Source organism: Enterococcus sp. DIV0691 (assembly GCF_051711145.1).
Classification (GTDB): Bacteria; Bacillota; Bacilli; order Lactobacillales; family Enterococcaceae; genus Enterococcus_B; species Enterococcus_B hirae.
The window spans coordinates 2,683,864-2,690,000 of sequence record NZ_JBIOLY010000001.1 but is presented as its reverse complement, the minus strand read 5'-3'; the positions used below and the strand labels follow the sequence as shown (position 1 = coordinate 2,690,000).

Below are 6,137 nucleotides of genomic sequence, written 5' to 3'. Positions count from 1 at the left end.
TATGTAGGGAAGGGATAAACGCTGAAAGCATCTAAGTGTGAAGCCCACCTCAAGATGAGATTTCCCATTTCTTTAAGAAAGTAAGATCCCTGAGAGATGATCAGGTAGATAGGTCAGGAGTGGAAGTACAGTGATGTATGGAGCGGACTGATACTAATCGATCGAGGACTTAACCACATTGGTAAAGAAAAAAAACTCGGTAGAGTTTACGAAATACTTCAAATCCAGTTTTGAGTGAGCAAAAGCAAACTCAATAATGATAACACCACAGTGTGGTGGCGATAGCGAGAAGGATACACCTGTAACCATGCCGAACACAGAAGTTAAGCTTCTTAGCGCCGATTGTAGTGAGGGGTTGCCCCTTGTGAGAGTAGGACGTTGCCACGCTTAAGTTATCCATGGAGGTTTAGCTCAGCTGGGAGAGCATCTGCCTTACAAGCAGAGGGTCAGCGGTTCGATCCCGTTAACCTCCATATGAGCCGTTAGCTCAGTTGGTAGAGCATCTGACTTTTAATCAGAGGGTCACAGGTTCGAGCCCTGTACGGCTCATATTTTTTGCGGGTGTGGCGGAATTGGCAGACGCACTAGATTTAGGATCTAGCGCCTTACGGCGTGGGGGTTCAAGTCCCTTCACCCGCATAATATGATTTTTTTAGTGACATGCCGGCTTAGCTCAGTTGGTAGAGCATCTGATTTGTAATCAGAGGGTCGAGGGTTCAAGTCCTTTAGCCGGCATCATAAACACGCGGAAATAGCTCAGTGGTAGAGCACCACCTTGCCAAGGTGGGGGTCGCGGGTTCGAACCCCGTTTTCCGCTTTGCCAAAGTAACAACGCCGGGGTGGCGGAACTGGCAGACGCACAGGACTTAAAATCCTGCGGTGAGTGATCACCGTACCGGTTCGATTCCGGTCCTCGGCATTACAAATATGCGCCCATAGCTCAACTGGATAGAGTGTTTGACTACGGATCAAAAGGTTAGGGGTTCGACTCCTCTTGGGCGCGTTTATATCAACGGGAAGTAGCTCAGCTTGGTAGAGCACTTGGTTTGGGACCAAGGGGTCGCAGGTTCGAATCCTGTCTTCCCGATAGATAATAATTTTCACACGGGGCCTTAGCTCAGCTGGGAGAGCGCCTGCTTTGCACGCAGGAGGTCAGCGGTTCGATCCCGCTAGGCTCCATTTCATTTGAATAATGAATATCTTTTTTCGCGGTGTAGCTCAGCTGGCTAGAGCGTCCGGTTCATACCCGGGAGGTCGGGGGTTCGATCCCCTCCGCCGCGATTTTTAAAGAGCCTGGACCTTTAGCTCAGTTGGTTAGAGCAGACGGCTCATAACCGTCCGGTCGTAGGTTCGAGTCCTACAAGGTCCATAGTGACGTTGTAAGTTCCATATTGGAGGATTACCCAAGTCCGGCTGAAGGGAACGGTCTTGAAAACCGTCAGGCGGGTAAAACCGTGCAAGGGTTCGAATCCCTTATCCTCCTTACTTTGTGAGTTACTATAAAGTAGTTGATTCGCAAATCATATTATCGCGGGATGGAGCAGTCTGGTAGCTCGTCGGGCTCATAACCCGAAGGTCGTAGGTTCAAATCCTGCTCCCGCAATTGACTTTGAATTTTCAAAGTCGACAATTAAAAAAACTAAAATCATGGTTTGGTAGTTCAGTTGGTTAGAATGCCTGCCTGTCACGCAGGAGGTCGCGGGTTCGAGTCCCGTCCAGACCGCCATGCGGGTGTAGTTTAGTGGTAAAACCACAGCCTTCCAAGCTGTTGTCGCGAGTTCGATTCTCGTCACCCGCTTTTAGTTTTTTTATGGGCCTATAGCTCAGCTGGTTAGAGCGCACGCCTGATAAGCGTGAGGTCGATGGTTCGAGTCCATTTAGGCCCATTAGTACAAAATCTTATTGGTTTTGGGGAAGTACTCAAGTGGCTGAAGAGGCGCCCCTGCTAAGGGTGTAGGTCGGGAAACCGGCGCGAGGGTTCAAATCCCTCCTTCTCCGTTTCAATATTTTACCTGGCCCGTTGGTCAAGCGGTTAAGACACCGCCCTTTCACGGCGGTAACACGGGTTCGAATCCCGTACGGGTCATGATTATAGTTTTATATTGGAGGATTACCCAAGTCCGGCTGAAGGGAACGGTCTTGAAAACCGTCAGGCGGGTAAAACCGTGCAAGGGTTCGAATCCCTTATCCTCCTTTCTTTGAGAGTTACTACAAAGTAGTTGATTCGCAAATTATATTATCGCGGGATGGAGCAGTCTGGTAGCTCGTCGGGCTCATAACCCGAAGGTCGTAGGTTCAAATCCTGCTCCCGCAATTGACTTTTATTTTTCAAAGTCACCAAATAAGAAACTAAATATGGTCTGGTAGTTCAGCTGGTTAGAATGCCTGCCTGTCACGCAGGAGGTCGCGGGTTCGAGTCCCGTCCAGACCGTTTGGCTCGGTAGCTCAGTTGGTAGAGCAATGGATTGAAGCTCCATGTGTCGGCAGTTCGATTCTGTCCCGCGCCATAATGCGGGTGTAGTTTAGTGGTAAAACCACAGCCTTCCAAGCTGTTGTCGCGAGTTCGATTCTCGTCACCCGCTTTTAGTTTTTTTTATGGGCCTATAGCTCAGCTGGTTAGAGCGCACGCCTGATAAGCGTGAGGTCGATGGTTCGAGTCCATTTAGGCCCATTAGTTTCACCTGGCCCGTTGGTCAAGCGGTTAAGACACCGCCCTTTCACGGCGGTAACACGGGTTCGAATCCCGTACGGGTCATTAAAGATACTTTCTAAAGTATCTTTTTTTATTTGTAAGAATGATTTCAAAAGACTTAAGATAGTTATCGTAGGCGATGATTGTTTTAGGTCTTTTTATTTGATTCTATAGGTGATCAGAAATTGAATGAAAAAAATTTGATTCTGCTGCAAAGGATTTGTTGTATACTTATGCTCCTAAACTTTGAACCTTTTTTATTTGCTATTCTTTAAACATGTAGCATAGTGAAGCGAAATGATTACCTGGGATAAAGGAAATAAATAGCATTATCAGTGAACTATTCAAATTTTTAAGTAATTACGTTAAAAAAACAAGCGTAAATTTCAAATATCTGCTATACTTGGTTCGTTGCAAGTTCCCGAGAGGATCCGTCATCGACGGAGATGCCTTGTAACCGAATTTAACTAGGGGGAATCACTATGGGAGAAAGACATTTATTTACCTCAGAATCTGTTTCTGAAGGACATCCAGATAAAGTTGCTGATCAAATCAGTGATGCGATCTTGGATGCAATTTTAGCAAAGGATCCAAATGCACGCGTGGCTTGTGAAACATCTGTTACCACTGGTCTTGTATTGGTATTTGGAGAAATCTCAACCACTGCCTACGTGGATATTCAAAAAGTGGTACGTCAAACGATCAAAGAGATTGGCTACACACGAGCAAAATTTGGCTTTGATGGAGATACAGTAGCTGTATTAGCTGCAATTGATGAACAATCACCAGATATCGCTCAAGGTGTTGATGAAGCACTTGAGATTCGTGACGAAGCGAAGAGAGATGTATTGGATGAGATCGGAGCTGGGGACCAAGGATTGATGTTTGGTTTTGCAGTCGATGAAACACCTGAATTAATGCCTTTACCAATTGCATTAAGCCATCGTCTAGTTCGTCGTTTAGCTGATTTACGTAAATCCAATGAATTAACTTATCTACGTCCAGATGCAAAATCACAAGTAACAGTTGAATATGATGACAATGGTCAGCCAGAACGAGTGGATACCATCGTTATTTCAACACAACATGATGATGCAGTGGACAATGAAACAATTCGTCATGACGTCATTGAAAAAGTAATAAAAGAAGTTATTCCAGCTGAATTACTTGATGACAACACAAAATACTACATCAATCCTACTGGTCGCTTTGTTATTGGGGGACCTCAAGGAGATGCTGGGTTGACGGGAAGAAAAATCATCGTTGACACATATGGCGGCTATGCTCGTCATGGTGGTGGAGCATTTTCTGGGAAAGATGCTACTAAGGTTGACCGTTCAGCAAGTTATGCCGCTCGTTACATTGCGAAAAACATTGTAGCAGCTGGTTTGGCAAGAAAAGCTGAAGTTCAGTTAGCCTATGCGATCGGTGTTGCACAACCTGTATCTATTTCAATCAATACTTTTGGTACGTCAACTGTTCCAGAAGAAGACTTGATTGCCGCTGTGAGAGAAAACTTTGATCTACGACCTGCAGGTATTATTGAAATGCTTGATTTACGTCGTCCAATTTATCGTCAAACAGCAGCTTATGGTCATTTCGGTCGTACGGATATCGAATTGCCATGGGAAAAAACAGATAAAGTTGATGCAATTAAAGCAAGCTTAGCAAAATAGCTTTTTGATGGCTGGAATGGTTCTCTTTATGGGATCATTCCAGTTTTTTTATCCAAACGACTGAAGAGAAATCCATGGTCGTTTTTGATTCGTGTTTTTGATAAATGATAAAGCCTATTTTTTTTGGCTAAAATTTATTTGGCAACAATAAAAAAAGGAGGAATAAGATGAAAAGAGAAACAAACGTCAAATTAGTAACGATCAGTGTGTTTATTGCAACTTTCATGACAGCAATTGAAGGAACGATCGTGACCACTGCGATGCCTACGATCGTCGGCTCTCTTCACGGTATGGAGATCATGAATTGGGTATTTTCGATTTATTTACTAACGAATGCGATGCTGACACCGATCTATGGCAAACTTGCAGATAAAGTGGGGAGAAAACCTATTTTTATCTTTGGAACGCTATTATTTATTATTGGTTCTTTATTTTGTGGACTTTCTCAAACCATGATGGGGTTGATTGCTGCTCGTGCTGTTCAAGGAATGGGCGCTGGAGCAATGATGCCAGTGGCGTTAACGATCATTGGCGATTTATATACGATTGAGAAAAGAGCAAAAGTTTTAGGTTTGAACAGTTCGGCTTGGGGAATTGCTAGTGTTTTTGGACCATTAGCTGGAGGTTTTATTGTAGAAACGATCAGTTGGCATTGGATCTTTTTTATTAATGTACCGATCGGGCTTTTATTGATGGTTTTGATCTGGCTTTATTTGAACGAACCACAGAGAGAACATGAGTCAAAACCGATGGATCTATTCGGGAGCTTTAGTTTGATGGCGATGTTGGTTGCTTTACTTCTTGGATTTCAATTGTTAGGGGATCAAGGATTTACTCCAGTAGTGATCGGGCTTTTGATCGGAAGTCTTCTTCTATTATTTTTATTTATTGCAGCCGAAAGAAGAGCAAAAGACCCTGTGATCATGTTGCATCTTTTTGCTAATCCACTATTTGTGGTCGTGAATCTAGCAGCTGCTTTAGCTAGTGGGTTCTTAATGGGCATCGATGTGTATATCCCGATGTGGATGCAAGGGGTATTGGGGCTAAATGCTGCAGTAGGGGGATTGGTCTTAGCACCGCTTTCTCTCGTTTGGATGGTCGGTTCTTTCTTAGCAAGTAAATGGATGACTCAAATGGCAACGAATTGGGTATTACGAATTGGTCTGTTAATTGCTTCTCTAGGTGGTGCCTGGCTCTGGTTAATGCCATTTGAAAGTAATTTTTTATGGTTCTTTGCTATTTCAACGGTCATTGGTGTAGGACTAGGAATCACCATGACTACCTCAACTGTTAGTGCCCAAAATAGTGTGTCTCGAGATCAACTAGGGGTAGCTACCTCGTTCAATACATTGGTGCGGACGATTGGACAAACTGTGATGGTGGCAGTCTTTGGCTTATTGATCAATGGAGTAACACAACGGGAGCTGAATGCGACTAATTTGACGAATGATGCAGATATCATGAATAAGCTAGTCAACCCACAAACAGCTAAAAATATTGCGCCAGAGTTAATCACGCCTTTACGGAAGATTTTATATGAAGGATTGCATCAAGTCTATTTTGTGGGGCTATTACTAGTAGTGATCGCTTTTGCATTGACATTTGTCGTTCGTGAAAAAAGTGATAGAATAAGAGAGTATTAGTACAAGAAAGTAGTACTAAATGTTACTTTGTGAGGTCGTTTGACCAATTATTTCACAACGATAACCGGTGTTAGAATAGTTGTTTTATCAAAATTTGTCATTATTGGTCAGGTCAAAAACACTATT

General features: G+C 43.7%; 2 protein-coding genes, 25 tRNA genes, 2 rRNA genes and 1 riboswitch (1 of these 30 running past the window's edge). All 29 genes read left to right on the top strand.

Annotation, left to right across the window (positions count from 1 at the left end):
- Nucleotides 1–177, top strand: a 23S ribosomal RNA gene (locus tag IGJ11_RS12340) (it extends 2,737 nt beyond the left edge of the window).
- 94 nt (nt 178–271) lie between these two features.
- Nucleotides 272–387, top strand: a 5S ribosomal RNA gene (gene rrf / locus IGJ11_RS12335).
- Nucleotides 388–400: 13 nt separating this feature from the next.
- Nucleotides 401–473, top strand: a tRNA-Val gene (locus IGJ11_RS12330).
- A gap of 3 nt (nt 474–476) precedes the next feature.
- A tRNA-Lys gene (locus IGJ11_RS12325) sits at nt 477–549 on the top strand.
- 8 nt (nt 550–557) lie between these two features.
- Nucleotides 558–639, top strand: a tRNA-Leu gene (locus IGJ11_RS12320).
- Between the two features lie 23 nt (nt 640–662).
- A tRNA-Thr gene (locus tag IGJ11_RS12315) sits at nt 663–735 on the top strand.
- A 10-nt stretch (nt 736–745) separates the two neighbouring features.
- Nucleotides 746–817: transfer RNA gene (locus IGJ11_RS12310), tRNA-Gly, on the top strand.
- Nucleotides 818–833: 16 nt separating this feature from the next.
- Nucleotides 834–919, top strand: a tRNA-Leu gene (locus tag IGJ11_RS12305).
- Nucleotides 920–929: 10 nt separating this feature from the next.
- Nucleotides 930–1,003 (top strand) — tRNA-Arg (locus IGJ11_RS12300).
- Between the two features lie 10 nt (nt 1,004–1,013).
- A tRNA-Pro gene (locus IGJ11_RS12295) sits at nt 1,014–1,087 on the top strand.
- 19 nt (nt 1,088–1,106) lie between these two features.
- A tRNA-Ala gene (locus IGJ11_RS12290) sits at nt 1,107–1,179 on the top strand.
- A gap of 28 nt (nt 1,180–1,207) precedes the next feature.
- A tRNA-Met gene (locus IGJ11_RS12285) sits at nt 1,208–1,281 on the top strand.
- A 14-nt stretch (nt 1,282–1,295) separates the two neighbouring features.
- Nucleotides 1,296–1,369, top strand: a tRNA-Ile gene (locus IGJ11_RS12280).
- 24 nt (nt 1,370–1,393) lie between these two features.
- Nucleotides 1,394–1,483: transfer RNA gene (locus IGJ11_RS12275), tRNA-Ser, on the top strand.
- A gap of 46 nt (nt 1,484–1,529) precedes the next feature.
- Nucleotides 1,530–1,603: transfer RNA gene (locus IGJ11_RS12270), tRNA-Met, on the top strand.
- 46 nt (nt 1,604–1,649) lie between these two features.
- Nucleotides 1,650–1,726, top strand: a tRNA-Asp gene (locus IGJ11_RS12265).
- Nucleotide 1,727: 1 nt separating this feature from the next.
- A tRNA-Gly gene (locus tag IGJ11_RS12260) sits at nt 1,728–1,798 on the top strand.
- Nucleotides 1,799–1,812: 14 nt separating this feature from the next.
- A tRNA-Ile gene (locus tag IGJ11_RS12255) sits at nt 1,813–1,886 on the top strand.
- Nucleotides 1,887–1,910: 24 nt separating this feature from the next.
- Nucleotides 1,911–1,998: transfer RNA gene (locus IGJ11_RS12250), tRNA-Ser, on the top strand.
- 16 nt (nt 1,999–2,014) lie between these two features.
- Nucleotides 2,015–2,086 (top strand) — tRNA-Glu (locus IGJ11_RS12245).
- An 18-nt stretch (nt 2,087–2,104) separates the two neighbouring features.
- Nucleotides 2,105–2,194 (top strand) — tRNA-Ser (locus tag IGJ11_RS12240).
- A gap of 46 nt (nt 2,195–2,240) precedes the next feature.
- Nucleotides 2,241–2,314, top strand: a tRNA-Met gene (locus IGJ11_RS12235).
- 43 nt (nt 2,315–2,357) lie between these two features.
- Nucleotides 2,358–2,431: transfer RNA gene (locus IGJ11_RS12230), tRNA-Asp, on the top strand.
- A gap of 3 nt (nt 2,432–2,434) precedes the next feature.
- Nucleotides 2,435–2,507: transfer RNA gene (locus tag IGJ11_RS12225), tRNA-Phe, on the top strand.
- A 4-nt stretch (nt 2,508–2,511) separates the two neighbouring features.
- Nucleotides 2,512–2,582, top strand: a tRNA-Gly gene (locus IGJ11_RS12220).
- A gap of 15 nt (nt 2,583–2,597) precedes the next feature.
- Nucleotides 2,598–2,671: transfer RNA gene (locus tag IGJ11_RS12215), tRNA-Ile, on the top strand.
- A 12-nt stretch (nt 2,672–2,683) separates the two neighbouring features.
- Nucleotides 2,684–2,755, top strand: a tRNA-Glu gene (locus IGJ11_RS12210).
- A 343-nt stretch (nt 2,756–3,098) separates the two neighbouring features.
- A riboswitch (SMK box riboswitch) is annotated at nt 3,099–3,177 on the top strand.
- Nucleotides 3,175–4,368: a methionine adenosyltransferase gene (gene metK, locus IGJ11_RS12205; RefSeq protein WP_034868017.1), complete on the top strand. Its 1,194-nt coding sequence runs from the start codon at nt 3,175–3,177 to the stop codon at nt 4,366–4,368. It overlaps the preceding riboswitch by 3 nt.
- Before the next feature lie 167 nt (nt 4,369–4,535).
- Nucleotides 4,536–6,011 (top strand): MDR family MFS transporter, encoded by a 1,476-nt coding sequence (locus tag IGJ11_RS12200; protein WP_207432565.1) that lies wholly within the window; start codon nt 4,536–4,538, stop codon nt 6,009–6,011.
- Nucleotides 6,012–6,137: the final 126 nt, after the last annotated feature.